19 protein-coding genes, 2 tRNA genes and 3 rRNA genes are annotated in these 26217 nt (G+C 50.4%); 17 read left to right on the forward strand and 7 right to left on the reverse strand.

Annotated features, from left to right (window positions below; all coding sequences use genetic code 11):
• Window positions 1-7: 7 nt before the first annotated feature.
• A complete protein-coding gene (locus GII36_RS01150; protein WP_260763807.1) occupies window positions 8-2965 on the forward strand; it encodes a DUF8128 domain-containing protein in 2958 nt (985 codons plus the stop codon).
• A 50-nt stretch (window positions 2966-3015) separates the two neighbouring features.
• On the opposite strand, the gene GII36_RS01155 is transcribed toward GII36_RS01150, so the two are convergent.
• Both GII36_RS01155 and GII36_RS01160 read right to left on the reverse strand, forming a co-directional pair.
• Window positions 3016-3393, reverse strand: a complete 378-nt coding sequence (locus tag GII36_RS01155) for a hypothetical protein (RefSeq protein WP_260763808.1) — start codon at window positions 3391-3393, stop codon at window positions 3016-3018.
• Window positions 3390-4568, reverse strand: coding sequence for a hypothetical protein (locus GII36_RS01160; RefSeq protein ID WP_260763810.1), 1179 nt, complete (start codon window positions 4566-4568; stop codon window positions 3390-3392). The genes GII36_RS01155 and GII36_RS01160 overlap by 4 nt, the downstream gene beginning before the upstream one ends.
• Window positions 4569-4717: 149 nt before the next feature.
• Between GII36_RS01160 and gyrB the strand changes: the two genes are divergently transcribed.
• The 4 genes from gyrB (at window position 4718) to GII36_RS01180 (ending at window position 11330) form a co-directional block, all read left to right on the forward strand.
• Window positions 4718-6694: a DNA topoisomerase (ATP-hydrolyzing) subunit B gene (gyrB, locus tag GII36_RS01165; protein WP_260763812.1), complete on the forward strand. Its 1977-nt coding sequence runs from the start codon at window positions 4718-4720 to the stop codon at window positions 6692-6694.
• 2 nt (window positions 6695-6696) lie between these two features.
• Complete coding sequence (gene gyrA, locus GII36_RS01170; protein ID WP_313900708.1) at window positions 6697-9207, forward strand: DNA gyrase subunit A; 2511 nt, start codon at window positions 6697-6699, stop codon at window positions 9205-9207.
• Window position 9208: 1 nt separating this feature from the next.
• Window positions 9209-9631 carry a divergent PAP2 family protein gene (locus tag GII36_RS01175; RefSeq protein WP_260763814.1) on the forward strand — a complete coding sequence of 141 codons (423 nt, stop codon included), beginning with the start codon at window positions 9209-9211 and terminating at the stop codon, window positions 9629-9631.
• A 223-nt stretch (window positions 9632-9854) separates the two neighbouring features.
• Window positions 9855-11330, forward strand: a 16S ribosomal RNA gene (locus GII36_RS01180).
• A gap of 269 nt (window positions 11331-11599) precedes the next feature.
• On the opposite strand, the gene GII36_RS01185 is transcribed toward GII36_RS01180, so the two are convergent.
• On the reverse strand, window positions 11600-11875 hold the full coding sequence (locus tag GII36_RS01185) for a hypothetical protein (protein WP_260763816.1): 276 nt from the start codon (window positions 11873-11875) through the stop codon (window positions 11600-11602).
• A gap of 101 nt (window positions 11876-11976) precedes the next feature.
• Here GII36_RS01185 and GII36_RS01190 point away from each other — a divergent pair.
• From GII36_RS01190 to GII36_RS01225, 8 genes are all read left to right on the forward strand, one after another.
• Window positions 11977-12053 (forward strand) — tRNA-Ala (locus tag GII36_RS01190).
• A 146-nt stretch (window positions 12054-12199) separates the two neighbouring features.
• Window positions 12200-12276, forward strand: a tRNA-Ile gene (locus GII36_RS01195).
• A 57-nt stretch (window positions 12277-12333) separates the two neighbouring features.
• On the forward strand, window positions 12334-12819 hold the full coding sequence (locus tag GII36_RS01200) for an NADAR family protein (protein ID WP_260763818.1): 486 nt from the start codon (window positions 12334-12336) through the stop codon (window positions 12817-12819).
• A 64-nt stretch (window positions 12820-12883) separates the two neighbouring features.
• Complete coding sequence (locus GII36_RS01205; RefSeq protein WP_260763819.1) at window positions 12884-13498, forward strand: hypothetical protein; 615 nt, start codon at window positions 12884-12886, stop codon at window positions 13496-13498.
• Between the two features lie 310 nt (window positions 13499-13808).
• Window positions 13809-17048, forward strand: a 23S ribosomal RNA gene (locus tag GII36_RS01210).
• Between the two features lie 219 nt (window positions 17049-17267).
• Window positions 17268-17376, forward strand: a 5S ribosomal RNA gene (gene rrf / locus GII36_RS01215).
• Window positions 17377-17609: 233 nt separating this feature from the next.
• Window positions 17610-18593: an LGFP repeat-containing protein gene (locus GII36_RS01220; RefSeq protein WP_260763821.1), complete on the forward strand. Its 984-nt coding sequence runs from the start codon at window positions 17610-17612 to the stop codon at window positions 18591-18593.
• Between the two features lie 396 nt (window positions 18594-18989).
• Window positions 18990-19208 carry a con-10 family general stress protein gene (locus GII36_RS01225; protein WP_260763823.1) on the forward strand — a complete coding sequence of 73 codons (219 nt, stop codon included), beginning with the start codon at window positions 18990-18992 and terminating at the stop codon, window positions 19206-19208.
• A gap of 53 nt (window positions 19209-19261) precedes the next feature.
• Here the strand turns inward: GII36_RS01225 and GII36_RS01230 are convergent, their stop codons facing one another.
• Both GII36_RS01230 and GII36_RS01235 read right to left on the reverse strand, forming a co-directional pair.
• The gene (locus GII36_RS01230) at window positions 19262-19714 is read right to left on the reverse strand and encodes a hypothetical protein (RefSeq protein WP_260763825.1); all 453 of its coding nucleotides are present in this window, start codon (window positions 19712-19714) and stop codon (window positions 19262-19264) included.
• On the reverse strand, window positions 19683-20510 hold the full coding sequence (locus tag GII36_RS01235; protein WP_260763827.1) for an ROK family protein: 828 nt from the start codon (window positions 20508-20510) through the stop codon (window positions 19683-19685). The genes GII36_RS01230 and GII36_RS01235 overlap by 32 nt, the downstream gene beginning before the upstream one ends.
• Before the next feature lie 109 nt (window positions 20511-20619).
• Here GII36_RS01235 and GII36_RS01240 point away from each other — a divergent pair, with 109 nt between their 5' ends.
• The 4 genes from GII36_RS01240 (at window position 20620) to GII36_RS01255 (ending at window position 24756) form a co-directional block, all read left to right on the forward strand.
• A complete protein-coding gene (locus tag GII36_RS01240; protein ID WP_260763829.1) occupies window positions 20620-21153 on the forward strand; it encodes an LPXTG cell wall anchor domain-containing protein in 534 nt (177 codons plus the stop codon).
• Window positions 21154-21301: 148 nt separating this feature from the next.
• A complete protein-coding gene (locus GII36_RS01245; protein ID WP_260763830.1) occupies window positions 21302-22378 on the forward strand; it encodes a 30S ribosomal protein S1 in 1077 nt (358 codons plus the stop codon).
• Between the two features lie 59 nt (window positions 22379-22437).
• Window positions 22438-24213, forward strand: coding sequence for a translation initiation factor IF-2 (gene infB, locus GII36_RS01250; RefSeq protein WP_260763831.1), 1776 nt, complete (start codon window positions 22438-22440; stop codon window positions 24211-24213).
• Window positions 24214-24282: 69 nt separating this feature from the next.
• The gene (locus tag GII36_RS01255) at window positions 24283-24756 is read left to right on the forward strand and encodes a DUF5663 domain-containing protein (RefSeq protein ID WP_260763832.1); all 474 of its coding nucleotides are present in this window, start codon (window positions 24283-24285) and stop codon (window positions 24754-24756) included.
• 1 nt (window position 24757) lies between these two features.
• Here GII36_RS01255 and fmt read toward each other — a convergent pair whose 3' ends face one another.
• Window positions 24758-25678: a methionyl-tRNA formyltransferase gene (gene fmt, locus GII36_RS01260; protein ID WP_260763833.1), complete on the reverse strand. Its 921-nt coding sequence runs from the start codon at window positions 25676-25678 to the stop codon at window positions 24758-24760.
• A complete protein-coding gene (gene def / locus GII36_RS01265; protein WP_260763834.1) occupies window positions 25638-26213 on the reverse strand; it encodes a peptide deformylase in 576 nt (191 codons plus the stop codon). The genes fmt and def overlap by 41 nt, the downstream gene beginning before the upstream one ends.
• Window positions 26214-26217: the final 4 nt, after the last annotated feature.

Raw genomic sequence — 26217 nt, forward strand, 5'->3', positions numbered from 1 at the left:
TTGAAATATGTTAGGGGCAATCATCGGGGTATTTGCTATACTCGTGATCGCCGGTGTAGTAGTCGTTGTCTGCTACACGATTTATCAGGGGATGATGCGCGAAGCCAAAAACTACGAGCGTGGACTCAAGATGGTTCCAATGTTGATACACCTACCGCCGACTAGTGAGGATTTGGAACGCGGTGGCCGCGATGAGCGTGAAGTAACAGATGAACTTTTGTCTCAGGCTCAGGTAATGTATAACATCATTGCGAGTACGGCTCAGCGTGGCTTTAAGCATCGCATGTACGGGCAGCGCCATGTCTCGTTCGAAATTGTTGCCAAAGAAGGCCTTATCTATTATTACGCGGTAGTTCCGATTGTATTGGTAGATGTGGTGCGGCAGGCGGTTATCGCAGCATATCCCTCGGCTCGTCTCGAGGAGGTTGAAGAGCACAATATATTTACGAAGGATACGCACGCCAGCTCAGTGATTGGTGGCGAGTTCTCCCTGAAGAAAGAGTATGTCTATCCGATAGCTACTTACCAGGAGACGAAGCGAGATGCCTCGCGCGCCATCTTAAACGCACTGTCGACAATTGGGCGCGAAGATGGTGTAGGGATTCAGATACTGATGCGGCCTGCCAGTGAGGGTTGGACTAAGAACTCTCAGCGCACGGTTGAGCGCGTCAAGAAGGATCGTGCGGCTGGTAAGCACGGAGGTTTTGGTGGCGGAGCAGCTGTGAAAGATATTGCCGGTGCGCTATGGAAGCCGCCATCCGCCGATGACCATAGTGATGAGAAAAATATCGATCGCCAGCTCACAACAAGCGAGCAGCAGGGCATTGAGGCAATAGAGGAGAAGATGCGGTATCCAGGTTACGAGATGCTGATTAGGGTTGTTGTATCTTCATCTACGGCTACTCGATCTCAGACGCTACTAAAGAATATTGTAGCTGCTTATTCACTGTTTGATTCACCGACCAACAATGGTTTTGTGTTTACGCCAACTCGTAATGTCGATGAGCTTGTGACCTCATATATATTTCGGTTTTTTCCGCAAAGTCTCCGTCGTAATATTCTCAACACTGTAGAACTCGCAACACTTTTCCATCTGCCGGATCAAAAGAATATTCCTACGGCGCAGGTGAAGCGTCAGCTGAGCAAGCAAGTCGATGGTCCGACGGAGATTATGGAAGAAGGCTTCTTGATTGGCTACAACGAATTTCGCGGTGTGAAAAAGCCTATTCGCTTGAGTACTAATGACCGCCGCCGCCACTTGTATATGATTGGCCAGACGGGTACTGGTAAGTCGAAGTTCCTTGAGAACCTTGCCTATCAGGACATGATGGACGGCAAAGGCTTTGCGTTTATCGATCCGCACGGAGATTCGGCGGAGATTTTGATGGGTGCGGTACCAAAAGAGCGTGTCGAAGACGTTATCTATTTTAATCCGGCTGATATGGATAACCCGATTGGCCTGAATATGTTTGAGTTCAATACGCCGGATCAGAAGGACTTCTTGGTACAGGAAGCGATTAACATGCTCTATGGACTGTACGATCCGGGGCATACAGGTATTGTGGGGCCGCGTCTCGAGCATATTTTCCGTAATGCCGCGCTGCTGCTGATGAGTGACCCGGAGGGCGGGACGTTTATTGACATACCGAAACTACTCGTCGATGCCGAGTTTATGAAGAGTAAGCTCAAGTACGTTACTGATCCGACAGTGCTAGAATTTTGGACCAAAGAATGGCCGTCGTCGCAAAAATCAAGTGAGGCGGGCGAGCTAGTGAGTTGGGTGGCTTCAAAGTTCGGTCCGTTTATCAGCAACGATGCGATGCGTAATATCATCGGTCAGACTAAATCTGGCTTCAATCTGCGCGATATTATGGACAACAAGAAGATCCTCATCGTCAACTTGTCAAAGGGTAAGATGGGTGAGCTCAACTCAAAGCTACTCGGTATTATCTTCGTGATGAAGTTTCAGGCAGCAGCCATGGCGCGTGCAGATATACCCGAAGATCAACGTGAAGACTTCAGTCTGTATGTGGACGAGTTCCAGAACTTCATGACCGAGAGTTTCGAGTCGATTTTGTCTGAGGCTAGGAAGTATCACCTTAGTTTGATCATGGCTAATCAGTTCATGACACAGCTTACTGATAAAATTCGTGAAGCGATCATCGGTAACGTTGGTACGGTGGTGTCGGGACGTATAGGTGTGACCGATGCAGAGCTGCTGGTGAAGAAGTTTGAGCCTGTGTTCACGATTGATGATCTGACAAAAATGCCGAACTTTCAGGGTATTGCAAGTGTGATGATCAATAATACGCCATCGGCGCCGTTTAGCATGTCGTTTACACCGCCACTCGCCAAGTCAAATGATAAGCTGGCTGACGCAATGAAGAAGCTGTCGGCTACAAAACACGGACGCCCTCGAGCAGAAGTGGAGGCGGCTATTTCAAAACGTATCACAACACAGCCAAAACCTGCCATGGGCGTTGCACCAGGTACCGGCAATAGGATAGGAGCTCCCGGTGGCGCTAAGCCGGGCGGAGGTTCGTTCCTTGATGAGTGGCTTGCGAAGCGGCAACAAGCGGGGGCAGGCCGTCCTGGGGTAATTCGGCAACCGGGCCAAGTCCCTCCAGCGGGTGTACCAGTGCAGCCGTCACCGCTCCAGACTCAGCCAATGCAGTCTGCTGTGATACAAGCACCACCGCAGCCCGCCGTGCAGCCTACTGCGGCATATCCTCCTTTGCAGCCATTTGTTCAGTCGGGGCAGCCTGGCCAGTTCTTGTCGCAAACTCAGTCCATCCCGACGTCGGTGCCACCTGCCGGTTACCCGCCGGTCCAGAGTGTTCAGAATCCATTCGCTACGTCCTCTGCCACTGCACTACCTCAACAGCCAGCAGCCCAGACGGCATCACCACAGGCACTGCAGCCTCGCCAGGGAGGCGATGGTGAGGTCTCGGTCAAAATTCGCTAGTAAGACTACAGCAACTGGGACTATCTAGACGCTACTTTTCGGGAGGGTTACTATCTTTTACGACCACCTGTGATGAGTAGGTGCGTATAATCAATTACGATGCCAATGACCCAGCCTATCGCAAATGCGACAAGGGATTCAGAGCCAGAGAGAGTGTAGCCGTAATGCTTGGCGATGAGATACATACTCAGGGTCACGCAGATAGATACAACTGAGCCATAGAGAATGGCGTTTGGTCGTGCAACTGTGATGCCGAGAGCATTGCTGGCGATATCGAGGGGGCGCCAGTGGATGAGATGACTCCATGCCCGAGCCGGTCTGCGCATATGTGTGCGAGCTTGGTGCATAGTGGTGGCAAAAGACTGTGCTGCGCGCGACGAAGGTGAAGCTTGTCGAGGTGAGCCGGTTGAGGTTAGTTGCTTTTTCATGAAAGTGCTCCTGTGTTAAGGTCGTGACGGATAAGGCGTAGTTCTTCTCGCTGTTGTCGAGCGCGTGCGTAGAAAAAGAGCGCGATTGTCACCACTGTGACACCTGTGGCAAGGGAAGTGCTAGCAGCTACTGGGGGAAGTTGGCGAGCAATGACTTCGACTTGCTTGGCCGCCGGGCATGCAACTGGTACATTGAGCGTGTTGTCGAGTGAATTGGTGATCAGGCAGTCATATGAGGCGGGGTTACTGTCGCCACGCCCTGTGGCCGGAATGGCCGCTGCGACACGAACAGTGAACTGTTTTGAAATTTTTTGGCCTGGCACAAGCTGAGCAGCAGGCCATACGAGCACATTTGTCGCGGTGTCGAGCGCACCACCACCGTTATCGGTCAGTGTCGCATATTCGAGTACGTCACCGAGTCTATCCTCTATCGCCACGTCTATCGCCGTATCTCCGGTGTTTTGAGCGGTGAGCTGATATACAATACGATCCGAAGGCTGGGCGGTTGTGCGGTTGGCTGGCTGAGACTGGGTTGCGTTGATCGCTGTCTTACTGTAGGTAATCTGGCTCTCATTTGCCTGCGTACCGTTCGGCAGCTTATGAACGACAAGATTTCCCGATCCAGTCAGAACTGCAAATTCCCCAAACGTATCAGAGACTGCAGTAAGTGCAGGATATGTGCTGCCATGTTGGCGACTAAAGCTATCGTTGTCGTAGAGTGACAAGGGCGTGAAGTAGACGATACCCTGGCCGCCAGCGGCTTTTGAGTACGGATATGTACTAACACCGTCTTGAGAGCCGAAGAGGGGGGTGCGGCTTACTACGTACAACGAGGTATCTGAGCGGATGGTTTGGCTGTGGAGGGAGGCAAGGTCGTGGCGACTGATGCCGATACTGCTGTAGATGTCGCGTAGGTTCTGTGCGTTTGTGTCGTAGGCTGCCAATAGTTCGGACGGAGCTGTAATACCTCCATACACTAGATCGTTCTCGCTAGTGGGATTGGCAGATTCGGGCGGATAGAGCAAGACGAAGGCCTGTACGCCAACCGCAAGTACTGCGGCAATAAGACCGAGCTTTCGTAAAAAAACCTCTCGTTTGAGACGACGATCGTATGCACTGAGCTCACCCACCAAACTCGGGCTATACGAGAGACCTGCGACTAATTTTCGAAACATGTTTGTGTGCCCATCCAGATAACCCTTTTCAACTACTAGTCATTTTAGCATAAGAAATATGTTCAGTGCAATCACTTGAGTGAACAATAGTTATCCGGTATACTGGAAGAGTTGTAAATAGCTGCTACGATAGGAACAAGTGAGGGAAAATGGCTAAACAAAAAGCAGATGGCTCATATGATGGGTCACAGATTCAGGTACTAGAGGGCCTCGAACCGGTTCGTAAGCGTCCGGGTATGTATATTGGTAGCACCGGCTACGATGGTGTGCATCATCTTATCAAAGAAATTGCCGATAACTCTATCGACGAGGCGATTGCCGGATTCGCGTCGCGTGTCGACGTACGTATTCTTGAAGATGGGGGTATTACTATTACTGATGACGGACGCGGTATTCCAGTGGATAAGCATGCCAAAACAGGGCTCAGTACTCTTGAAACCGTTCTGACTGTGCTGCACGCTGGCGGTAAGTTCGGCGGCGGCGGCTATAAAGTTTCTTCTGGTCTACACGGTGTAGGTTCGAGCGTAGTTAATGCGCTTTCGACCAAGCTTGTGGCGGAAGTAGTCCAGAACGGACAGCTCTATCAGATAGAATTTGCGCAGGGCGCAACTGTTCAGCCGCTCAAAAAAATGGGCAAGACCGATCGCCCAACTGGTACAACGGTGACGTTTTACCCGGATCCAACTATTTTTAAAGAGACCGTGACGTTCGACTATAAATGGGTAGTGAACTATCTGCGTCACCAGTCGTATCTCACGAAAGGTGTCTACACCTCCGTGTATGACGAGCGCACCAAAGAGCGACAGGCATTTTACTTCGAGGGTGGTATTCAGAGCTACGTGAAGCATCTCAATATCGGTAAAGAAGTGGTGAGCGACAACGTCTTCTACGTCGAGAGGCAGGTAGAAGATTCCGGTGTCGAAGTGGCGGTGCAGTACAACGACAGCTTTGTCGAAACAGTGAAGCCATTTGCCAACAACGTGCTGACGCCAGATGGTGGCACGCACCTTGTCGGTTTTCGCGCAGCACTGACACGCGTGATCAATGAATATGCGCGAAAAAACAGCCTCCTCAAAGAAAAAGAAGAAAACCTGAGCGGTGATGATATCCGCGAGGGCCTGACGGCTATCATCCTTGTTAAGTTGCCAGATCCGCAGTTCGAAGGCCAGACCAAAAATAAGCTGGGAAATCCAGAGGTGCGTCGTTATGTCGAGCAGGTAATGAACGAATACTTCAGCTATTATCTGGAAGAAAATCCAGATGTTGCCAAGAAGATCGTCAACAAAGCGCTGCTTGCGGCTCGTGCGCGCAAGGCTGCTCGTGCGGCTCGTGACAACGTGCTGCGCAAAGGTGCACTCGACGGCATGGGGCTTCCGGGCAAGCTATGGGATTGCTCAAGCAAGAGTCCTGCAGATAGCGAAATATATATTGTAGAGGGTAACTCCGCGGCCGGTAGTGCAAAAGAAGGCCGTGACAGTAAGACGCAAGCTATCTTGCCACTTCGCGGTAAAGTACTTAACACCGAACGTGCGCGCCTTGATAAGATGTTTGCTAACAAAGAGATTGTAGCTATGATCCAGGCGTTTGGTGTGGGGATTGGTGAGCAGTTTGATATCAATGGGCTCCGGTACCATAAGATTATTATCATGACAGATGCCGATGTAGACGGTAGCCATATCGCGACACTGCTCCTGACGTTCTTTTTCCGCTATATGCGTGAGGTTGTCGAGGGTGGCTATGTCTATCTTGCGAAACCGCCGCTGTATAGTATCAACAAGGGTCAAAACAAGACTTACGTATATGAGCCCGAGGAGCTTGACCAAGAGGTTGATAAGCTGATCGAAGACCGCAGGGCGCGCGGTACAACTATCAACCCGGAAGACGACCGCATGAAACAAGCCGGCGTGACAGTCTCGCGCTTCAAGGGACTTGGCGAGATGGATGCGGAACAGCTATGGGAGACAACCATGAGTCCGGAGAATCGCGTTCTGACACAAGTCCGTGTCGAGGACGCTGAGTCAGCCGATGCAATTTTTACAAAATTGATGGGTGACGAAGTATCTCTTAGGAAGAGTTTTATTCAAAACCGGGCGCGCGAAGCTGATATAGAGGAGTTGGATATATAATTATGAATGATGACAAAGATACAACAATGCCACAAGACGCAGCAGACATGCCTGGCGAACAATATGAAGAAGTAGCCGGTGTAGAGCGTCGTTCACTCGAAAAGGTAATGGAAGAGAGTTTCTTCCGCTATTCGATGAGTGTGATTATCGAGCGAGCATTGCCAGATGTGCGCGATGGTCTCAAGCCAGTACATCGCCGCATATTGTACTCGATGGAAGACAATGGCTGGCGTAGCGGCGGCAAATTCGTCAAGTCGGCTCGTGTTGTCGGTGACGTGATTGGTAAGTACCACCCGCACGGTGATACGTCGATCTATGACTCGATGGTGCGTCTCGCACAGCCATGGGCACTTCGTTTGCCACTTGTGAATGGCCAGGGAAATTTCGGCTCAATGGACGGCGACCCTGCTGCTGCATATCGTTACACGGAGGCCAAGATGACACGCATCGCCGAGGAGATGCTTGTCGATATCAACAAAGACACGGTTGATTTCCGACCAAACTTCGATGGCTCCGAGCAAGAACCAGCGGTGCTCCCGGCGAAGATACCGAATCTCTTGCTCAACGGACAGATTGGTATTGCGGTCGGTATGGCGACCAACATTCCACCACACAACCTCGGCGAACTTGTCGACGCCTCGGTGGAGTTGATCGATAACGAATCAGCAACCATCGATGATCTTTTGAAACATGTCAAAGGTCCCGATTTCCCAACCGGTGCGATTGTGTATGGTGGAGCTTCGATGAAACAGGCCTACATGACCGGTCGTGGCAGTGTGACAGTGCGTGCAGTCGCGGCAATTGAAGAGACGAAAAAGGGACGTCACCAGATCGTAGTGACAGAGATCCCATATGCCGTCAACAAAGCAACGCTGATTGAGAAGATTGGCGAGCTTTACAAAGAGAAGAAGCTTGCACTTGCCGATCTACGCGACGAAAGCTCGCGCGGCAAGGTACGTATCGTGATCGAACTTAAGAAAGACGCGTATCCCAAGAAGGTGCTCAACCAGCTGTTTAAACTGACATCACTTCAGACTAGCTTCAATTTCAACATGCTTTCGCTGGTGGATGGTATTCAGCCGCGTATTCTTGGCTTGCAGGAGATGCTGCAGGAATTCATCAAGCATCGTCAGAAAGTAGTACGACGTCGAACAGAGTTTGAGTTACGTAAAGCCAAAGAGCGCGCGCATATCCTCGAAGGGTACAAGATTGCACTAGATCATATCGACGAAGTAATCAAGACAATTCGTGCAAGCAAGACACAGGATGAGGCCGAAAAAGCGCTCATAGCTAAGTTTAAGCTGAGCGAAATCCAAGCGAAGGCAATCCTAGCAATGCAGCTGCGTCGTCTCACAGGTCTTGAGCGTGAAGCAATTGAAAATGAACTCAACGAGCTATTGGTGCTCATCGCAAAGCTTGAAGGTATTTTGGCTGATGAGAAGGAAATTCTCAAAATCATCAAAACTGAGCTGCTCGAGATGAAAGATAAATATGATGATGAGCGTCGCTCGCAGATAATCAATCACGAGCTTGGCAAATTTAGTGATGAAGAGCTGATTCCAGAAGAAGAATCGGTAATCCTCCTGACGGGCGAGAATTACATCAAACGTACACTCGCAAGCGATTATCGCAAGCAAAACCGCGGCGGTAAGGGTAAACGCGGTATGACGACGAAGGAAGAAGATATCATTCATCAGCTAGTACCGGCGAGTACGCATGACTTCTTACTGTTCTTTACGAACAAGGGTCGCGTGTTCCGTCTCAAGGCGTACGAAGTGCCAGCGGCGGGACTTGCGGCTAAAGGTGTGGCAGCGGTCAATCTACTACAGCTGCAGCCCGAGGAGAAGATCACCTCGATCATCAAACACGAGAAGGACGCAAAAGACGAAGGCTATCTCTTTATGGCAACCGTGAAAGGTACCGTTAAGAAGACGCCACTGAAGGATTATGCCAATATTCGCACCAATGGTCTGATCGCAATTAAGCTTGATGACGGTGATGAACTACGCTGGATCAAAAAGACGACAGGTGAGAACGATGTTATCATATCGACCTCGGCTGGCCAGGCGATTCGCTTCAATGAATCTGACGCGCGACCAATGGGGCGATCGGCTCGCGGTGTGCGGGGTGCACGTCTGCGACCAAACGACTGGGTTGTGGGGATGGATGTAGTGACTGATGCGGAACAAACGCTCCTGGTGATCAGTGAAAAAGGCTTTGGTAAGAAGACGAAAGCCGAGCATTTCCCGAGCCATAAGCGTGGTGGGGTTGGTATTAAAGCGGCGGTAGTTACGGCCAAGACTGGTCCAATCATCTCGGTGCAGACGATCGATCCGGAAGCAACCGAAGCGATTCTTATCTCGAAGAATGGTCAGACGATTCGACTGGCACTTGGTGATATTAAGTTGCTTGGTCGCACTACACAAGGCGTGACAATCATGCGTCTTGCGGATGGCGACAGCGTGTCTTCAATCGGCTTGATTAGCGAAAAACCAGAGGTGGAAGAAGAGTAATATGTCCCCGTATCTGCTCGCAATACTCCTGGCATGGCTGGCGGCACAAGGCGCCAAATATGTCACGAGTATTGTGCGAACAGGTAAGCTGACAGATTGGCGCCAGCTATATATCTCGGGTGGAATGCCGAGTGCGCATAGCGCAACGATGATCGCTATTACGACCGTCATCGGTCTTCGGGACGGATTTAACAGTGGATTATTCGGATTAGCGGTTATGGTGTCGGTGATTGTGATGTACGATGCCATGATGGTGCGCCGTTCAAGTGGTGCTCAAGGCGAAGCGCTGAAGGCACTGATAACAGAGTTGAAGAGCGTCATCGCTGCGCCAAAAGTCGTGCGTGGTCACCAACCGACTGAAGTACTGATAGGGGCACTAGTGGGCGTGGCTGTCGGGTACATTGTCTTTTTGGCTACGATTTAATGCAAGAAAACTATTGACGCCAACCCTGTTTGTGCGGTAAGCTAAGTATCAGTCTGGTCGTGAGCGGGGTACTCGGAAACGAAAGGCCTCACGTAAGCGACAAAAACAATTTGGTTTTGTGGAGCGAAGCGAGCAGATTTAGAATGTTCATTAACAATTAGGTTGTGCAAATCATCGTCAGTTAATTATGTATAGTAGCTAGGTATTGGATTTTCCAATACATTTTATGGAGAGTTTGATCCTGGCTCAGGATGAATGCTGGCGGCGTGCCTAACACATGCAAGTCGAGCGGCAGCGCGGGTAGTTTACTACCTGGCGGCGAGCGGCGGACGGCTGAGTAACGCGTGGGAACGTGCCCCAAAGTGAGGGATAAGCATCGGAAACGGTGTCTAATACCGCATATGGTCTTCGGATTAAAGGATTTATCCGCTTTGGGAGCGGCCCGCGTTAGATTAGGTAGTTGGTAGGGTAATGGCCTACCAAGCCTACGATCTATAGCTGGTCTGAGAGGATGATCAGCCAGACTGGAACTGAGACACGGTCCAGACTCCTACGGGAGGCAGCAGTGAGGAATCTTCCACAATGGGCGAAAGCCTGATGGAGCAACGCCGCGTGAAGGATGAAGGCCCTCGGGTCGTAAACTTCTTTTATAAGTGAAGAATATGACGGTAACTTATGAATAAGCACCGGCTAACTACGTGCCAGCAGCCGCGGTCATACGTAGGGTGCAAGCATTATCCGGAGTGACTGGGCGTAAAGAGTTGCGTAGGCGGTTAGTAAAGCGAATAGTGAAACCTGGTGGCTCAACCATTCAGACTATTATTCGAACTCACTAACTCGAGAATGGTAGAGGTAATTGGAATTTCTAGTGTAGGAGTGAAATCCGTAGATATTAGAAGGAACACCAATGGCGTAGGCAGATTACTGGACCATTTCTGACGCTAAGGCACGAAAGCGTGGGGAGCGAACCGGATTAGATACCCGGGTAGTCCACGCCGTAAACGATGGATACTAGCTGTTGGAGGTATCGACCCCTTCAGTAGCGAAGCTAACGCGTTAAGTATCCCGCCTGTGGAGTACGGTCGCAAGACTAAAACATAAAGGAATTGACGGGGACCCGCACAAGCGGTGGATCATGTTCTTTAATTCGATGATAAACGAAGAACCTTACCAGGGTTTGACATCCCGAGAATTAACCCGAAAGGGTTGAGTGCTTTATTGAACTCGGTGACAGATGTTGCATGGCCGTCGTCAGCTCGTGTCGTGAGATGTTTGGTTAAGTCCATCAACGAGCGCAACCCTTGTGAATAGTTGTATTTTTCTATTCAGACTGCCCCGGTAACGGGGAGGAAGGAGGGGATGATGTCAGGTCAGTATTACTCTTACATCCTGGGCTAGAAACGTGATACAATGGCAAGTACAATGCGCAGCGAAGCCGCGAGGTGAAGCAAATCGCATCAAAGCTTGTCCCAGTTCGGATTGGAGGCTGAAACTCGCCTCCATGAAGTCGGAATCGCTAGTAATCGCAGGTCAGCAAACTGCGGTGAATACGTTCCCGGGTCTTGTACACACCGCCCGTCAAGCCATGAAAGTGACCAACACCCGAAGTCCGATTCGTCGGCCTAAGGTGGGGGGCATGATTGGGGTTAAGTCGTAACAAGGTATCCGTACCGGAAGGTGCGGATGGATTACCTCCTTTCTAGGGAGAAACTATGCCTGCTGTTCGAGCAATCAACAGTAGAGCTAGGTCGGTCTTGTTATTGTGCTGAGCTTACACAATAAGTATCTTCTCATTTAGAGAAGACAAGACAAAGTTCAACAAAAAACCTATATAGACTGCTTGATGATTTGCACAACCAGATTGTTAATACGAAAACTACCTTCCTTAATGGAGGGTAGTTTTTGGTTGGACAGGGGTGAGAGGATGCTCAGGACTCACCTAGCATACTCTAGTAGTGCGAGTTGTGATTATTCTTCGACAACAGGGGGCGGCGTATCGGCACCACCACTGATACCACCGAAGAGTGACCCTAACACTAAGTGTAGGATAAGTGGTACGATATTGATCATTGTAAGGAACCCTACTACGATAGCAATCAGCGAGTAGAGCTTATAACGCTCGTAATCTGCCATACCACCGCCCATAGCGTTAGCAATCGGTTGGTGAAAGCGCAGTACAAGGGTGGCCACGATCATGATGCCGAGCCCTGCGAATGCCCAACTAAAGTTGAATTCATATCCCATGTCACCAGTATACTCTTGCAAATCATGAAAATCTACGCTAAAATGGACTAAGTCTGTCGACGAACCTACAGAGGTGAGAAGGCGGAAGATGTTTACATTTTGGGGCGTTAGCTCAGTTGGCTAGAGCACCTGCTTTGCAAGCAGGGGGTCCGGGGTTCGAGTCCCCGACGCTCCACCAAGATTTGTGCCCATCCCCAGGATGGGCCTAAATCTTGGTCAATCATCGATGTCGATGATTGATAGCGCACCTTCCCATATGGGGTGAACCAGGCTTCGGTCTGGAACACTCCACCAGAATTTATATCCACACCCCTAGAGAAGTGTGGGCGATTAGCTCAGCTGGTTAGAGCGCGTCACTGATAATGACGAGGTCGGAGGTTCAAGTCCCTCATCGCCCACCATTCTCTAGGGGTGTATTTCATATGTTACCTTGCACAAATTGTATACTATACTCGAAGATGATGGCCGTAGAAAAATTTCGAGGAAAGTATTTTCCGTTTAGCAATATGTACCCACTAACAGAATGGATACGAGCTGACTGTGGTGTATTAGTACCTACGTCCGAGCATGCTTATATGTCTGCTCGATTTCGAGACCCTGTCGTTCAACTGCACGTAGCGAACGCGAGGGCAACCGACGAAAGCTCAGTTGTCGGTAATGGTCGTGCGGCAAAAGAGAGGGCGTATTGGTATATAGATCGAGGAGCATCGCTCCTCGTGAGTGACGAGACGGCGAAGATTGCATTGATGAAGCGAGTGGTAGCTCGCAAGTTGCAGGCTAATCCAGAAATACAGTCTCTTTTAAAAGAGACTGGAGATGAAGATATTTACGAGGGGAATGATTGGGGTGACAATTTTTGGGGTGTGTCTCCAGTGGGATCGCGACATGGCAAGAATAACCTTGGCAAAATCCTCATGGAGCTAAGAACCTGCGCGGATGGTTAGATCAAACAAATGGCCTTGGTGCTGTGCTATAATCTTGAGCACGATCAATTAAAATAAATATAGTATGCTCGAGTTTTTTCTTACTAGTCTTATCATCCTGATCTCTCTGTATGGATATATTGTGTATGGCTTCGAAACGATGCGTCGCGCGCTGCGACCGCGGACGGCAACCTGGCTTATCTGGGCAATTCTCAGTACCTGCGTAGCATATCTACAACTTAAGCATGGTGCAGGCTTGGGCGCAGTGGTGACAATCGTGGCGGCTGGAGGTAACTATATACTCGCCGGTATGGCGTGGCATTATGGGCACAAAAACATCCATCCGATCGACATATTGAGTAGTCTTGCGGCTGTCGGCGTGTTGGTTCTCTGGGCGACAGCTAGCGATCAGGTAACGACAGCATTTGCGACGCTTGCGTATCTGTTTGGATTCCTGCCGACGTTTGAGCGCGCATGGCGTAAGCCCTACGATGAGATTATGACACCGTTTGTGATGAATATGCTCAAGTATGCGCTGTCGCTATTACTGATCGGTAACTATGCTATCGAGACGACCCTATACCCTGCGATTCTCGCGATCTTCAACGCTTCGTTTCTCGTGATGATGCTAAGTCGGCGAAAACTCAAAAAACTGCCCAAAAAACCTATTGCAAAAAAACGCCGTACACGCTATAGTTAGTAGCAGTGAAGCGAATGTTCTAAGGAACCTCTGGCGGTGTGAAAACACTTCGTACTACGTATCTACAGCGAGTACAAACTACAACATTTACCACTTTACAAATTGCGAGGCGAAGTGGTAATATCAGAAAGCTGCTTTCTGGAAGAGTTTTGAGCGCAAACAGGTAGTCCACCACGATATGTGTTGAACTAAAGTGTGCTCTCAAAGTGTGACAGTGCAGGGACGTTAACAATTTACAGAAGAAATTAGAGTTTTTATAGATTGACGGCTTAGTTTTTGCTCTGTAGCAATTACTAGTTAAGTCAATGCATAAAAAGGTACTCAAGGGCACACAATGGATGCCTAGACGTATATTACCGAAGAAGGACGTGGAAGGCTGCGATAAGCCTCGGGGAGCTGTCATCAAGCTTTGATCCGGGGATGTCCGAATGGGGAAACCCGGCATGAGTCATGTCATGTCACCTCTACCTGAATACATAGGGTAGTTGGCGGGAACCATCTGAACTGAAACATCTTAGTAGGATGAGGAAAAGAAAGTAAATAACGATACCGAAAGTAGTGGCGAGCGAAATCGGTAGAGCCCAAACCTTTTAAGTTTTCATGTGTTCGCATGTGAATAAGTTGATAGACGAATACTTATGAGGGGTTGTGATATCACACGAGACCAAGTCAGAGCACTGAAATTCGTTTCAGTAATCTGATTTGCGACCAGCGACTATCATCGTCTGGATAAGGTAAGAAAACTGCGTGGTTAGCGGAATAGTTTGAATGACTAACCAAAGAACGTGAAAGTCGTGTATGCGAAAACGACGCGGACCTTATACGTGTTTTATCGAGTAGGGCGGGGCACGAGAAACCCTGTCTGAATCTGGATGGACCACCACCCAAGGCTAAATATAATATACGATCGATAGTGAACTAGTACAGCGATGGAAAGGTGAAAAGAACCCCGGGAGGGGAGTGAAATAGATCCTGAAATTGTGTGCCTACAAGGAGTCGGAGCCCTTCGGGGTGACGGCGTGCTTTTTGTAGAACGATCCAGCGAGTTAATTTCGTGTGCAAGGTTAAGTCTAGTGACGGAGCCACAGTGAAAGCGAGCCTGAATAGGGCGAATTAGTACACGGAATTAGACCCGAAACCGGGTGACCTAACCATGGGCAGGCTGAAGCTACTGTAACAGGTAGTGAAGGGCCGAACCAGGACGCGCAGCAAAGCGTTTGGATGACCTGTGGTTAGCGGTGAAATGCCAATCGAACTCGGAGATAGCTGGTTCTCCTCGAAATAGCTTTAGGGCTAGCGTCGAGTTAGTAGCACATAGGGGTAGAGCTCTGTCAAGGACTGGGGCTGGCAACGGTACCCACCCTTAACAAACTACGAATACTATGTGTGTAACCTCGGCAGTCAGAACATCGGTGCTAAGATCGGTGCTCAAAAGGGAAACAGCCCAGACCATCGTCTAAGGTCCCTAAATTTACACTCAGTGGGAAACAAGGTGAGATTTCTTAAACAGCGAGGATGTTGGCTTAGAAGCAGCCATTCATTTAAAGAGTGCGTAACAGCTCACTCGTCAAGAGATCTTGCGTGGAAAATGTAACGGGGCTAAAGTGTAATACCGAAGACATGGATTGTACGATTTATCGTGCAGTGGTAGAGGAGCGTTCCTATCAGCGGTGAAGTCAGATTGGAAAGTCTGGTGGAGCGGTAGGAAGTGAGAATGCTGGAATGAGTAACCATAAGACAGGTGAGAATCCTGTCGGCCGTAAGAGCAAGGTTTCCTGAGCCATGGTAATCATCTCAGGGTTAGTCGGGCCTAAGCCGAGGCGCAGAGCGTAGGCGATGGACATCAGGTTAATATTCCTGAACCGGTTAAGTTTTGTACACTGTTCACGGGTAAGTAGTCGAAGCGGATTCATGGTATGTATCCGTCCAACCGAGCGGGAACGCAAAGGGAGTGAAAGTGAGTCTTCGGACTTACGATTTTGGCGAAAGACCTGGCTAGAAAAGCAGGTGTACGCGTGGACTTAGCCGCCCGTACCGCAAACCAACACAGGTGCTCGAGTCGAGTAGACTCAGGCTTACGAGAGACCCTTCGCTAAGGAACTCGGCAAACAAGCGACCGTAACTTCGGGATAAGGTCTGCCCCCACTTCGGTGGATAGGAATTGTATGTCACGTTCACTCAGCAAGAGTTAACAGGTTAAAGGGCGATAGTAACGATATCGCATGAGTACGCGATAGTTTAATGGCGCAAGTCGTTGAATTATTCGTCGAAAAATCCTTTTTAATAACCATCGCAAAATTTATTTTGTGAGATTTTTTCTGAGACAGAAGCAATATGAAAGCATGCGTAAGCATGGAGTCTAAAGCTTTTTGAACGCGAATACCTTCGTATCTAACGATGTGGGGGCCGCAGCAAAAGAGCCCACGGAACTGTTTATCAAAAACACAGGTCTCTGCTAACACGAAAGTGGATGTATAGGGGCTGACTCCTGCCCGGTGCCGGAAGGTTAAGGGGACTGGTTCACGCTAGGAACTGAAGCCCCGGTGAACGGCGGCGGTAACTATAACCGTCCTAAGGTAGCGAAATTCCTTGTCAGGTAAGTTCTGACCCGCACGAATGGAGTAATCATGTGGGCACTGTCTCAGCGAAGGCCTCGGTGAAAGTGCATTGGCGGTAAAGATGCCGTCTGTCCGTACCAGGACGAGAAGACCCCATGGAGCTTTACTACAGCTTTACATTGATCCGGGTTACAACATGTGTAGCATAGGTGGGAGACTTTGAAGCAGATACGCCAGTGTTTGTGGAGTCGCAGGTGAAATACCACCCTTGTTGTGATCTTGATCTCACGGTGACCGTTATCCGGTTACCGGACCGTGTATGGTGGGTAGTTTAACTGGGGCGGTTGCCTCCTAAAGAGTAGCGGAGGCGTTCAAAGGTTGGCTAGCAACGGATGGAAATCGTTGTGATAGTGCATGCGCAAAAGCCAGCTTGACTGTGAGGAGTACATTCCAATCAGATACGAAAGTAGGAGCAAGTGATCCGCTGTACGTACATTTGTACATGAATGTGGGATCGACAGCGCAAACGGATAAAAGTTACCCTGGGGATAACAGGCTTATAGCGCCCAATAGTTCACATAGACGGCGCTGTTTGGCACCTCGATGTCGGCTCATCACATCCTGGAGGGGGAGCACCTTCCAAGGGTTCGGCTGTTCGCCGATTAAAGTGGTACGCGAGCTGGGTTCAGAACGTCGTGAGACAGTTCGGTTTATATCCGGTATGGACGTTAGGAAACTTGAGAAGATCTACCCCTAGTACGAGAGGACCGGGGCGGACGAACCTCTGGTGTATGGATTGTGGCCACCTGCTGCATTGTCCAGTAGCTATGTTCGGAATGGATAAGCGCTGAAAGCATATTAAGCGCGAAGCCAACTTCAAGATTAGGTTTCCCTATGAGGACACAGATAGACTATCTGTTTGATAGGTGCAAGGTGGAAGTGTAGTAATACATGGAGCTGAAGCATACTAATAGTCCCATTGCCTTTTTATGTCCTTATCACCAACTGTTATTGCTTGCAATAACAGAGGTGATGAGGTAGACTTAACTAGTAATTGGTGTGGAGCACACCAATAGTCAATCAAAAGACTCGCACATTTCTAAACAAGCATTCGTGTCCGTTCTAAGGACATCGAAGCGAGGCTCTTTCATAAGACTTGGACCCACTGATAGTGTATCAGCGCAAAGTGTCCCGAGCAGAAACGGCCTTACTTCGGTGCCCATGGCGGTGAGGAAACACCTGTTCCCATTCCGAACACAGAAGTTAAGCTCATCAGCGGCGATTATACTGCGTAAGTGGGAAACTAGCACGGTGCCGAATTATAAAAAGACCATCCTAATAGGGTGGTCTTTTTCTTTTGTGACTCATGCAGTGGATATGCTATAAATACAACAGTCAATGGCTAAAAAACTTCGTATTTCACTGAGGTGCGTGAAATGTTCCTGCTAGTTGACTCGAGATGTTTCACGATCAGTAGGTAAGTTGCCAGGCAATTTTTCACATGGTACGGTGAGGTATATGAGGCTCTAAAGTTTCATGTAAGGAGGTAGTGTATGAACACCAGTGTACTGACAACCACAAAATCTAAAGTACCGTATGCTGTCATGGCTGTGGCAACAGTCGCGACATTGTCGGTCGGTATCCTGGCGTCGACACCGTCGCACGCATTGGGCGGGCAGTCACAGGTGCAAGCTGCATCTGCGCAGTACCAAAACGAAATCGACAAGCGCTATCAGAGTGATGCTGTGTTTCGCCAAGTGCTTGGTGCTCCAATAGGTGGCATACAGCGAGACGGCGAAGTGTACTTCCAAAATTATCAAAATGGCCGGGCGTATTATGCTGCGGGCTATGGTGTCCATGAAGTGCATGGCAATATCTATACGCTGTTTACTCAGCTTGGTGGGCACCGTGTGACCGGGATACCCGTCACAGACGAGGCCGCGACACCAGATGGCAAGGGTAAATTCAACCATTTCAATAAGATGGCAAATAGCCCAGAAGCAGTCTCATCGATTTACTGGACGGCTGCGACAGGTGCGCATTATGTACAGAACAAAATTCACGTCAAGTGGGTGGCAACGGGCTGGGAGAATGGTCCGCTTGGTTATCCAATAACAGACGAGGCAACTGCCAAAGATGGCGTATCGAAATATAACAACTTCCAACAAGGAACGATATACTCATCTGCACAGTACGGTGAAAAGTATGTCGTAGGCGAGATCTATAAAAAGTGGGCCCAGTACAATTACGACGGTGGCTTTTTGGGTAAGCCCATGAGCGATGAGACGAAGACGCCAGATGGAAAAGGCCGTTTCAATGTGTTTGAGGGTGGGTCTGTCTACTGGTCGCCGGCATCTGGCGCGCATAGCATAGGAGGCAAGATCCGTGACGGTTGGGCGGCAATAGGCTGGGAGGTCTCGTGGCTTGGTTATCCGACGAGTGATGAATACAATATTCCAGGTGGTAAAGGCCAAGACTTTCAGGGTGGTTATATCCGCTGGACTCCACAGACGGGTGTGGTGGCATATCGCAAGTAGCGAATGTTCTTCTTGGACTGCCGGATGCAAGGAGAGCCGCGTTGTGCGGCTCCTTTGCTAGGCTCCCTTGTTCTTGAGGGATGGCTCGCTTATGCACAATTAAAATAACCCGCCTCGCAGACGGGTTATTTTAATTGTGGTGGAATGTATATGTGTGTTTGTATACATTCTAACAGGTGCCGCTGTTAGTTCATATGAACTTATATCTATAGTATCGCACCACATGCATAAGTGCAATAGTTTTTTCATAATAAAAGTGCTTATTGTAAATGTTGACAAAAAGCGTAAGCTATGTTATATTGAATTCATACACATATCATGTGTGAGGTATAAGCGAGGGTTTCCCTGCCAAGTGGCATGTGGAAACCTTTTATTTTATGAGGAGAACTACCAGCGATGGCAGGAACAAAAGTAGGTGGCACAAAAGCGGCCGCAACCAACAAAGCAAAACACGGTAAAGATTTCTATGCACGTATTGGTGCCAAAGGTGGCAAGATCGGCCGCACTGGTGGCTTCGCTGCTAATCCAGAACTGGCGCGTATCGCTGGTGCAAAGGGCGGTAAGATTTCACGTCGCCGCAAAAAAGACGCTGGCGAGACTGCAAAAGCAGCCTAGTTAGTAGAGCTACATATAAAAACACCCCGGATTCGCGGGGGTGTTTTTGTGGGTTAGACAGTTTGAAAGCGCCGGATTTCTCGATCAACACCAGTATTGGTGTGCCAGGTGCCACCACAATGGACACAGGCGTATTGTTGCGGAGATGATTCGTAGCCATTGCTTTGGCAGGCGGGACAGGTGCTTTTGGCATGGAGCCAGTCGCGATATGTATCGAGATGCTCGTTGATGAATGCGGGGTTAATACAGACACCATAGTCAGGTGCAAGTGTGTGCGAAGCGTACTCCCACGCCTCGCGCTCTAGTGCTAGTAATTCGATATCGCGCGCGTAGTCACTATGGTCAAGCAGTGCATGAGCTGTTTCGTGCAGCAGCACCCAGTCGGCATGTGGCTCCCCAGGATTGTGATATACGGTCTGCTCATCTCGTGACCAGCGGGCTGTGTTGCCGATTGTGAACGCTATACCCGGATGGTTATTTGCGAGTTTTGCGACCAGCGAGGACATCGAGCGCATAGTAGTAACCTCCGTAAATGACAGCATGTTCTGGGTGTTGGGCCTGTAGCAGTGTGGGGCGGGTGATATGGGGTGGGAGCTGTTCATCGAGTAGATCGGCCAGTTGCGTGGCGAAGCGATCAAAATACGTCCCAACGCTACCGCCAAAGATAATCACATCCGGCTGAGAGATGGGGATGACCGCCAGGAAGCCGCGGCTGATACGATCGGCGATATGGTTCCAGTCGCCCTTGCGTTTGATATCGCGCGCGAATTTGCCGTAGGTTTCTTTGATGGCACGCCCGCTGGCAAAACTCTCCCATTCGCGCACTTGGCCGTCGAACTCTACTAGTGCATGACCGCCCTCGCTTGTCTCGAGGCCTGGATCGATATGTCCCTGCGATATAAAGCCAGTGCCGATACCAGTACTGATGGTGACGTAGAGTGCAAAATCCGGTATAGGATCGAGCAGGCGAGCTTCTGCTAGGCCAGCTAGGTTGGCGTCGTTTTCAACGTGGATGGGCGCACCGTCTAGCACAGAGCCAAGCGCAACACGGACATCGAAGTTTTTCCAGCCCAGGTTCGGGCACCACCGAGCGATGCCGTCGTCGATGATACCAGGGAGGGCTATCACGATGAGATCAACAGGTTTGCCAGCATATTCGCTCTCGAGTGCTTGACGCAGAAGCTGGACGTATTTGATGGGATCATGCGGCGTCGGATATACGATCTGTTTGCCGATTCTGCCTGCCTTCGTAAACGAAGAAATAAGCGTTTTTGTCCCTCCAGTGTCCACCGTGACTATCATGTGTCTAGTGTAGCATAATCTCGTAGTGAAAAAACGATGAAATGTCTTGCATATTAACACAAAATACCGTATAATATACATAAATACAGTAATGTGTGGAAGGTGAGTGATGCAATATTCAGCCCAGCGACAGTCCGGATCAGTAATCGTGTACGTTATCGTCGGTGTAGTACTGGCAGCGCTGGCAGTGGGCGCTATCGTGGTTGCACAGCACAGGGGAGGACGACAGATCGCGTCACAACCGTCGACACAGGCGCCAGCAAATCAAGGTGCTGCTGATACTGATTCAAGCGGCGGCAATTCTGCCGAAGACAAGCAGAAAGAAGAAGCCGATAAGCAAGCAGCGGACAAAGCTGCCGCAGACAAAAAAGCTGCCGACGAAAAAGCCAAGCAAGATGCTGAAGCTAAGAAAAAAGCTGATGAGAAGGCTGCCGCCGACAAAAAAGCTGCTGACGAAAAAGCCGTCCAGCAGCAGGTCGCCGCTAATACTGCAGGTCCTATGGCCCAAACTGGCGGCTCACAACAAAGCGCGTCGCATCTGCCTACCACCGGTCCTGTCGAGGACACACTCGGCATGGTGATCGGTCTCGTGGCCATTCTCGGGGCTGGCTACTTCTACTACCACTACGGTCGCCGCGCCTAGCTTTTGACTTCTCTCGCCTCTTGAGGTACAATAGTACACAGTTTTAGGGTCTTTTTGACTGACTCTAGAAAATAGCAACGTAAGGAAGGAGAATGACGCCCCCTTAGCCTCTAGTGAGAGGTGAGCGGATGCGCGTCACAATCATACTATGGCAAAAGCCACTATCACTATGGATGAACTGCTCGCCGGCGCTGACGCTGGTGCCAAGCAGCTCGTAGCCGGAGAAGTTACCACCGGTACAGTACTCAGCGTAAAGAAGCATGAGGTTTTGATCGACCTCGGTGCCCAGGGCGTCGGCTACGTGCCACGCCGCGAAGTCGGTTTCTCTCGCAATCTCACAGAGGGCGACGAAGTCACTGCAAGTATCGTCGACACCGAGCTTGATAACGGCATGTCACTACTGAGCCTGCGTAAAGCAGCCAAAGACCGTGGCTGGGAAGAGGTTGCAGCCAAGCTCGAAGCTGGTGAGATCATCACTGTTGCACCATACGACGCCAATCGCGGTGGTCTACTAGTGGAGTACGAGGGTGTACGTGGTTTCTTGCCAGTATCGCAGCTGTCTGCCGAGCACTATCCACGCGTAGGCAGTAGTGACAAAGACGAGATCCTTCAGCGCCTCAATGCACTTGTTGGCAAAGATCTCCAGGTGCGCATCCTCGACGCTGATCGTAAAGCTAACAAGCTCATCTTCTCTGAGAAGGAGGCTGTCAAAGACGGCTTGGCTGCTCGCTTTGAGAAACTCGCCGTCGGTGACACTGTCGCCGGCGTGGTAACGGGTGTAGTAGACTACGGTGCGTTCGTAAACGTCGACGGTATCGAAGGTCTCATCCATATTTCGGAAATCAGCTGGGAGCGTGTCAACAACCCATCTGACTACGTCAAGGTAGGTCAGACTGTCGATGCGAAGATCATCGCTATCGACAAAGACCGCCTGAGTCTCAGTATGAAACAGCTCACGCAGGATCCATGGCTGACAGAAGTCGACAAGTTTTCTAAGGGTGACAAAGTAGAAGGTACTGTGACACGCATCACGCCATTTGGCGCCTTCGTACAGATCAGCCCAGCTATCGAAGCCCTGGTGCACATCTCTGAGCTTGGTGGTGGCAGCGATGCCGATCCAGAAAAAGTCTTCACGCTCAACGAACGCAAAGACTTCGTCATCCTCGACATCGATAAAGATAGCCGAAAAATCTCTCTGAGCCTCGGCGACAAAAAAACCAAATAAGACCAACGCGACACAGGTCGTAATGCACGAGTAGTCACTCGGCAGAAAGGAGTTTCACTATGCAAGAAAAAATCGTCACAATCGGTGATTCAATCACGGTAGGCGAGCTTGCAGAGACGCTGCATCTGCCGGTGACTACTTTGATAGGTGAGCTATTCAAAAATGGTATCGCTGCTACTATCAACCAGCGAATTGATTTCGAGACTGCCACGATTATCGTGGAGGAACTCGGTATAGACGCACAGTTAGAGCGCAAGGCTGGTGGTGAAGATGAAGCCCCACAGCGCGTTGCCTACCAAGTGTCAGAGCGTGCTTCTGAACGCCCGCCTATTGTGGCGGTGATGGGTCATGTTGACCATGGTAAAACCAGCCTGCTCGATGCGATTCTCGACAAGAAGACTGCAGAGGGTGAAGCTGGTGGTATCACCCAGCACATCAGCGCGTATCAGACGGTTAAAAATGGTCGTGCGATCACACTGCTCGATACGCCTGGCCACGAGGCGTTTGCAGCACTGCGCCAGCACGGTGCGGTTCTTACCGACGTCGTGATTATTGTAGTTGCAGCCGATGACGGCGTGAAGCCGCAGACGATCGAGGCAATTCGCTTCGCCCGTAACGCCAACGCGCGCATCATTGTGGCTATCAACAAGATGGACAAAGAAACCGCCAATCCACAACTCGTGAAGACGCAGCTGGCGAGTGAGCACAGCCTTAACCCAGAAGAATGGGGCGGTGATACGATCATGGTAGAGGTGAGCGCCAAGACCGGGCAAGGTCTCGACAAACTACTCGATAACGTCCTGCTCATCGCCGACATGGAAGAGCTCAAAGCTGACACTGATGTGCCGGCTCAGGGTCTGGTCATCGAAGCACATATGGAGACGGGTAAGGGATCAGTCGTAAGCTTGCTTATCGAGCAAGGTGAGCTCAAGCCAAGCCATTTCATCGTGGCGGGTACGAGCTATGGCAAGGTTCGCACACTGCTTGATTTCAAGGGCGATGCACTGAAAGATGCCGGCCCATCAACACCTGTGACTGTTACGGGATTCAAAGAGCTGCCGCAGTTTGGCGATACGTTCCGTGTGGTCAAAAATGAGAAGTTGGCTCGCACCGCCACTGCCGAAGCTCGCTTGGAGCGGGAGAAAGCTGCTGCAAGCACCAATGTCACAGGTGCCGATCTGCTTAAGATGATGAACCAAGAGCGCGAAGCCGAGACCTTCAACGTGATTGTGAAGGCCGATGTGCAAGGTTCGCTCACTTCTGTGATGGATAGCCTACGTTTGGTGGATACCGGTGGTGCTGTCACGCTGCGTATTATCGGCAGCGGCGTTGGTAACATCTCCGAAAATGACGTTCGCCTCGCAGCTGACGAGCGTACTGTGATCTACGGTTTTAATGTTGATTTGCCACCTGCTGTCAAACAGCTGGCGGCCCGCGACAAAGTGCAGATTCGCCTCTATAAAGTCATCTACGAGCTACTCGATAATGCTCGCGAAAGCATGGAATCACTTCTGGCGCCAGAAGTTGTCGAAACGCAGCTTGCTACGCTTGATGTAAAGGGCGTCTTCCGTACGACGAAAGACGAAATCATTGCCGGTGGTGAGGTAACAAGTGGTAAAGTGTCTGCGGGTGCCCTAGTGCGCGCCACTCGCGGAGATGAGGTAGTAGCCGAAATGGAGCTGACAAAAGTGCAGAAGCAGCAACAAGAGGTCAAGGAAGCCTACGAAGGTGATATGTGTGGCCTTAGCCTCAAGACGACCAAGAAGGTGTTGCTCGAAGAGGGCGACAAACTCGAATTCTTCACTCGCGAACTCGTCAAACGTACACTTGGCTAGGCATAAAGTTGGTAAAACACCGTAGCTCATATATAATGGGCGTAAAGAACGTATACATAAGGAGACGCTATGTTTCAACTAGATGATAAATTTTTGCAAGACGTAGGCCTGGCCGGACTCCCAGCAGATCAGAAGCAGGCGTTTCTGGAGCAAGTGTATGCATCACTCGAAGAACGCGTCGGCGTGCGCCTCAGCGAAGGCCTGAGTGACGCGCAGCTCGAGGAGTTTGAGGGTATTATCGATCGCAAGCAAGAGAAGATCGACGCATGGCTGGCGGTATACGCGCCGCAGTACACGGCAGATCCAATCTTTCAGCGTATTCAGCAGGCGACCGGCTTGCAGCCCGATGACCTCGCGCTCCGCTCAGAGTTTGCAGCCACAAAGTGGCTTGAGGTAAATCGACCAAATTACCGCGACGTGGTAGCGCAGGTAATGAACGAACTCAAAGCTGAGATTACGCAGAATCGTGATGCTATTTTGGGGTCGGCCCAAGCTCCTCAGCAGCTGCCTGCCGATCAGCAACAGCCACCTATGGCTGCATAGTCTATAGCTTATTACGATACCCAGCGAGAAATGCCCGAGCGGGCATTTCTTTTTTGCCGGCAGGTTTGAGCGCGATAATCTCGACCTCACCCTTGCCTGCGGCGACGAAGAGCCTGTCGTGTGAGATATGGAGCGCACCGGGTTGCGCACCGGGCGCTGTATCATTGCTTGTACAGTCGACGACCTGGAGGTCGACACCACCGAGTGTAGTGCGTGAGCCGGGCCATGGTGTATAGGCGCGCACTTCGCGCGCGATTTGATCTGCTGATTTGTGCCAGTCTATGGTGCCATCATGCTTCTGGATAAGCTGGCAGTAGGATGCGCGCGTATCATCTTGCGGTACGGCTGGTAGAGTGTTATCGAGGATTTGGGGTAACGCTGCGATAAGTAATTCTGCCCCTCGCTTCCCGAGCGACTCGTAGAGCTCGGGAGCTGTCTCCGTCCCTATGAGAGGGGTCGTTTCTTGGAGGTAAACTGGTCCTGCGTCCATCTTGGCACTGAGCTGCATGATACTGACGCCAGTTTCGTTGTCTCCGTGCAGGATAGCGGACTCAATGGGCGAAGGGCCGCGGTAGAGCGGGAGCAGTGAGGGGTGAAGGTTGACGATTCCAGGTGTGAATAGATCGATGATAGATTGTGGAATGATTTTGCCAAAGCTGACTAAGACGCCAGTCGGCTGGTCAAATGTAGCGATATCTGCAGCTATGTCTGCGAGCTTTGTAGGTTGCCAGACCGGTATGTTATGTGCAAGGCCGATTTCTTTGACTCGTGGCGTGACTAGCTTTTTGCCGCGACCACGACGCGTATCGGGTTTGGTGATGATGGCGCCAATATGAAAACCGGCTTCGATGAGCGCTTCTAGTGTATAGGCGCTAAAATCTTCAGTCCCAAAGAACAGGATTGTCTTTGATGTGTTCGTCATAGCTAACTGGCTCCAGTTCTCCGCGCTCGTCAAGACGATAAAACGCGTCGGTATTATCTTTGATGTGATCGATGAACACGATGCCATTAGTGTGGTCAATTTCGTGCTGCAAAACACGCGCGAGGAATCCCTCTGCTTTGAGGCGCACTTCATTGCCCTGTAGGTCAAGCGCTTTGACACGGACTTTGGAGTGGCGAGGGACTTTGCCGTAGAAGTTTTTGACGCTCAGGCAGCCTTCGTAGTCGCTGACAATTTCGCCTTCGTATTTGACAATTTCTGGGTTGATGAGAGCAGTAAATTCTTGGTTGTCTTTGTGGTCGAAGTCACTCCGGACAATGACGACACGTTCGAGGCGATCAACTTGCACGGCAGCGATAGCCGCACTAATCTCATGTGGACGTGATGCCTCCCAATCAAGCGCGGCGCCTGTTAGGTCGTCGATGAGCTGGGTTGTTTCGTCGGTAATGACATGCACACGCTGCGATTTTTGACGCAGGTGTGGGTTCGGGAGGGCGATCACATCTTCTTTTTTCATTACG

It is taken from the genome of Candidatus Mycosynbacter amalyticus (genome assembly GCF_025273655.1).
In the GTDB taxonomy this organism is placed as follows: domain Bacteria; phylum Patescibacteriota; class Saccharimonadia; order Saccharimonadales; family Saccharimonadaceae; genus Mycosynbacter; species Mycosynbacter amalyticus.

What these genes read in the sequence shown, in the direction of transcription:
- GII36_RS01175 (WP_260763814.1), top strand. Translation starts at nt 9,209, where the DNA reads ATGTCCCCGTATCTGCTCGCAATACTCCTGGCATGGCTGGCGGCACAA.
- GII36_RS01220 (WP_260763821.1), top strand. Translation starts at nt 17,610, where the DNA reads ATGAACACCAGTGTACTGACAACCACAAAATCTAAAGTACCGTATGCT.
- GII36_RS01155 (WP_260763808.1), bottom strand. Translation starts at nt 3,393, where the DNA reads ATGAAAAAGCAACTAACCTCAACCGGCTCACCTCGACAAGCTTCACCT.
- GII36_RS01240 (WP_260763829.1), top strand. Translation starts at nt 20,620, where the DNA reads ATGCAATATTCAGCCCAGCGACAGTCCGGATCAGTAATCGTGTACGTT.
- GII36_RS01255 (WP_260763832.1), top strand. Translation starts at nt 24,283, where the DNA reads ATGTTTCAACTAGATGATAAATTTTTGCAAGACGTAGGCCTGGCCGGA.
- GII36_RS01160 (WP_260763810.1), bottom strand. Translation starts at nt 4,568, where the DNA reads ATGTTTCGAAAATTAGTCGCAGGTCTCTCGTATAGCCCGAGTTTGGTG.
- GII36_RS01225 (WP_260763823.1), top strand. Translation starts at nt 18,990, where the DNA reads ATGGCAGGAACAAAAGTAGGTGGCACAAAAGCGGCCGCAACCAACAAA.
- GII36_RS01230 (WP_260763825.1), bottom strand. Translation starts at nt 19,714, where the DNA reads ATGTCCTCGCTGGTCGCAAAACTCGCAAATAACCATCCGGGTATAGCG.
- GII36_RS01245 (WP_260763830.1), top strand. Translation starts at nt 21,302, where the DNA reads ATGGCAAAAGCCACTATCACTATGGATGAACTGCTCGCCGGCGCTGAC.
- gyrA (WP_313900708.1), top strand. Translation starts at nt 6,697, where the DNA reads ATGAATGATGACAAAGATACAACAATGCCACAAGACGCAGCAGACATG.
- GII36_RS01205 (WP_260763819.1), top strand. Translation starts at nt 12,884, where the DNA reads ATGCTCGAGTTTTTTCTTACTAGTCTTATCATCCTGATCTCTCTGTAT.
- infB (WP_260763831.1), top strand. Translation starts at nt 22,438, where the DNA reads ATGCAAGAAAAAATCGTCACAATCGGTGATTCAATCACGGTAGGCGAG.
- gyrB (WP_260763812.1), top strand. Translation starts at nt 4,718, where the DNA reads ATGGCTAAACAAAAAGCAGATGGCTCATATGATGGGTCACAGATTCAG.
- GII36_RS01150 (WP_260763807.1), top strand. Translation starts at nt 8, where the DNA reads ATGTTAGGGGCAATCATCGGGGTATTTGCTATACTCGTGATCGCCGGT.
- GII36_RS01185 (WP_260763816.1), bottom strand. Translation starts at nt 11,875, where the DNA reads ATGGGATATGAATTCAACTTTAGTTGGGCATTCGCAGGGCTCGGCATC.
- fmt (WP_260763833.1), bottom strand. Translation starts at nt 25,678, where the DNA reads ATGACGAACACATCAAAGACAATCCTGTTCTTTGGGACTGAAGATTTT.
- GII36_RS01200 (WP_260763818.1), top strand. Translation starts at nt 12,334, where the DNA reads ATGATGGCCGTAGAAAAATTTCGAGGAAAGTATTTTCCGTTTAGCAAT.
- GII36_RS01235 (WP_260763827.1), bottom strand. Translation starts at nt 20,510, where the DNA reads ATGATAGTCACGGTGGACACTGGAGGGACAAAAACGCTTATTTCTTCG.
- def (WP_260763834.1), bottom strand. Translation starts at nt 26,213, where the DNA reads ATGAAAAAAGAAGATGTGATCGCCCTCCCGAACCCACACCTGCGTCAA.